The organism is Deltaproteobacteria bacterium (genome assembly GCA_019308905.1).
In the GTDB taxonomy this organism is placed as follows: domain Bacteria; phylum Desulfobacterota; class BSN033; order WVXP01; family WVXP01; genus JAFDHF01.
The window spans coordinates 1776-4731 of the sequence record JAFDHF010000134.1 but is presented as its reverse complement, the minus strand read 5'-3'; the positions used below and the strand labels follow the sequence as shown (position 1 = coordinate 4731).

Genomic DNA, 2956 nt, shown 5'->3' with positions numbered 1-2956 from the left:
GCGGCTCTTCTACGAGGGCAGGAAGGAAGAGCTGGTTCTGACATGGCATAGAATGGTTCGTAAGACGTCCATGTGCCTCTATCCGATATTCGTTTTTTTTGTTCTGAATGCGAGTGATTTCATCCGGTTGATCTATTCTGACAAATACGAGGGGAGCGCCTCTGTTTTCCGAATCTATCTGTTTCTCCTCCTTGTCAGAATTTCCGACAACACAGCAATGGTGAGGGCCTGCGATGCCACACCGATCATGCTCAAAGCCTCGGTTCTGGTCTTTGTCTCGAACCTCACCCTCAGCCTCGTCTTATTGAAGACAATAGGGTTCCTCGGTCCTGCAGTTGGGACCGTGATGGCGATCTATGTCAACTTCGCTTACATAATCAGCAGATTAAGGTCCCTTCTCGGGCTGAGCATCGGTGGGGTGATGCCCTGGAGATATCTGCTGAGGGTACTGGTGATATCTGCCTTGTGCGGTGCGTCTGTCTTGCCCTTGACACATGTAGTGGGTTTCGGAATTCTGAGCCTCTTGATCAAAGGCCTGACCTTCACCGGGCTCTACCTCGTCTTGGCCACCTGGGCCGGCATTCTTGAGCAGGCGGATTGGGAACTGGTGAGGAGATACACCGGATTTGATCTCCTCTGGAAGAGACACGGGCAGAGACCAGGCACCGGCCGTCCCGCTTGAGGTGCCTTCTCGGCAAGCAGCGAAAGAAGAGATTGAATGGCCCGAATGTTGCAAACCAGTGGTGGTTACCCCCATGATACGGACCGCCGTGTGGCCATGGTGGTCCTGAATTCTCTCGATCCGGACCCAAGAGTGTGGAGAGAGGCCGAGTCACTCGCCCGGGCCGGGTGGGGGGTTGTGGTCCTGGCCGGCAAGAGACCCGATCAGAAGAGGGTTGAAGAGGGTGACGGGTTCGTTGTTCTCAGGCTTTTCCAGGGTTTTCCTTACGGTCCAAGACCCGTGGAAACGCTTCTGGTTTGGACAAGGTTTCTCTCCTATGTGTTTTCCAGAAAGAGGAGAAGATTCTCCGTGGTCCATTGTCACGATGCGGAAACACTTCCCCTCGGCTGGGTCCTGTCCAGGAGTGACGGGGCAAAGCTCGTCTATGACGCTCACGAACTCTTCTTCGACTACGTGCCCGCGGACAGGTATCTCCGATCCCCTTGGCAGAGGTTCAAGAACCGGGTTTTGAGAGGGGTCATGTCGTTGGTCGAGAGAAGAGCCATCGGCCGATGCGATAGGGTTTTCACGGTCAATTCCTCCCTCTCCAGGATGATCGAGGCCAGGTACGGACTGAAGGAACGACCCGAATTCCTTTACAATGCGAGAAGATACACCAGCGTGGAAAGGACGACCTATCTCCGGGAAAGACTCGGCATTCCGGTATACGGCAAGATCCTCTTCTACCAGGGAGCCATCCGGCCTGACAGGGAAATCGAGAGGATGATAGAGATCCTTCCCCTTCTCGAGGAGGAGTGGTTTCTCGTTGTCGCCGGCCAGGTCTCTCCTCCGCGGTATCTGGACAGGCTGAGGAGGCTGGCCGGCTCACTGTGTGTGGGTAGAAGGTTCTCATACGGTGGGTTCCTGGACTATGAGAAGGAGCTCCTGCTTGCCACGGCATCTTCGGATATGGGACTCTTCCTGCTTCCTCCAACGAATCTCACCTATCGGTTCTCCCTTGCCAACAAGCTCTTCGACTATGTCATGGCCGAGATCCCTATGATAGTAAGCGATCTACCCGAGATGAGAGGATTCGTGGAGAAGTACGGACTCGGTATTGCCGTCGATCTCGAACGTAGAGACGAGATCGCCGGTGCAATCACGCGTCTGGCCGAGGATCGGGCCATGTATCGGAGGATCGTTGCTAATATCAGAGAGGCCAAGAAGGAGCTCTGCTGGGAGAAGCAGGAAGGAAAGCTCGTGACGGTCTACCAGGAGCTTTCCTCTTCGTCTTGATTTAGGGGGACGGGTTGTGTGCGGGATTGCCGGCATATGCGAATTTGGGGACGGTTCGGTTCACGTTTCTTGTTTGAAGTCGATGACCGCGGCCATTGCACACAGAGGTCCTGACGATGAGGGATACGTGTTGTTCGGAAACGGTGTAACCCTCGAACTCGACGGGATGGAAACAGATGCTGCAGGGGAGCCCTTCTTTCTCGGGTTGGGCCACCGGCGCCTGTCGATTATCGACCTTTCCGCCGCTGGTCATCAACCCATGCCCAACGAGGATGGAACCATATGGATAACTTACAACGGGGAGATATACAACTTCCTGGAGATCCGTGAAGAATTGAGAAAAAGGGGACACAGGTTCAGGTCAAATACGGATTCAGAGGTGATACTCCATAGTTATGAACAGTGGGGAGTTGATTGCCTTCGAAGATTCAACGGTATGTGGGCTTTTGCCCTATGGGACGGAAAGAAAAGAAGGCTCTTCTGCGCCAGGGACAGGTTCGGTATCAAGCCCTTCTACTTTTGCAGGGAAGGGGATCGATTCCTCTTCGCCTCCGAGATAAAGGCTATTCTGGCATATCCCAGGGTGAGGCGGATCCCAAATGACGCCTGTATCTATCCTTATCTCGCATACGGTCACCTCGACACCACGGGGGAGACATTCTTTAAGGGGATAGAACAACTCCGGGGGGGGCACTACCTGACAGTCGATCTGGAGAGCAGGAGAATCGCTCTGTCGAGGTACTGGGACATAAAACCCGAGACAGCCGCTTCAGGAAAATCCGACAAAACCTATGCCGACGAATTTCTCGAGCTCTTCACCGATGCGGTACGGATGAGACTCCGAAGCGACGTCACCGTGGGCACCTGTCTCAGTGGTGGACTCGACTCGTCTTCCATCGTGTGTATTACCAGCCGCCTCTTGGGAAACAACGGGCTGAGGACCTTTTCATCGTGTTTCGAGGACGAGAGGTACGATGAGCGCCCCTTCATCGATGAAGT

At 54.3% G+C, this 2956-nt stretch carries 3 protein-coding genes; all 3 read left to right on the top strand.

From position 1 onward, the window contains the following. Positions 1–682 (top strand): polysaccharide biosynthesis C-terminal domain-containing protein (locus JRJ26_20480; protein ID MBW2059866.1); only part of this gene is annotated, 682 nt, incomplete at its 5' end. Positions 683–718: 36 nt separating this feature from the next. Then, on the top strand, positions 719–1957 hold the full coding sequence (locus tag JRJ26_20475; protein MBW2059865.1) for a glycosyltransferase: 1239 nt from the start codon (positions 719–721) through the stop codon (positions 1955–1957). Positions 1958–1973: 16 nt separating this feature from the next. Next, positions 1974–2956, top strand: a 983-nt coding sequence (gene asnB, locus JRJ26_20470; GenBank protein MBW2059864.1) for an asparagine synthase (glutamine-hydrolyzing), incomplete at its 3' end; no start/stop codon positions are given.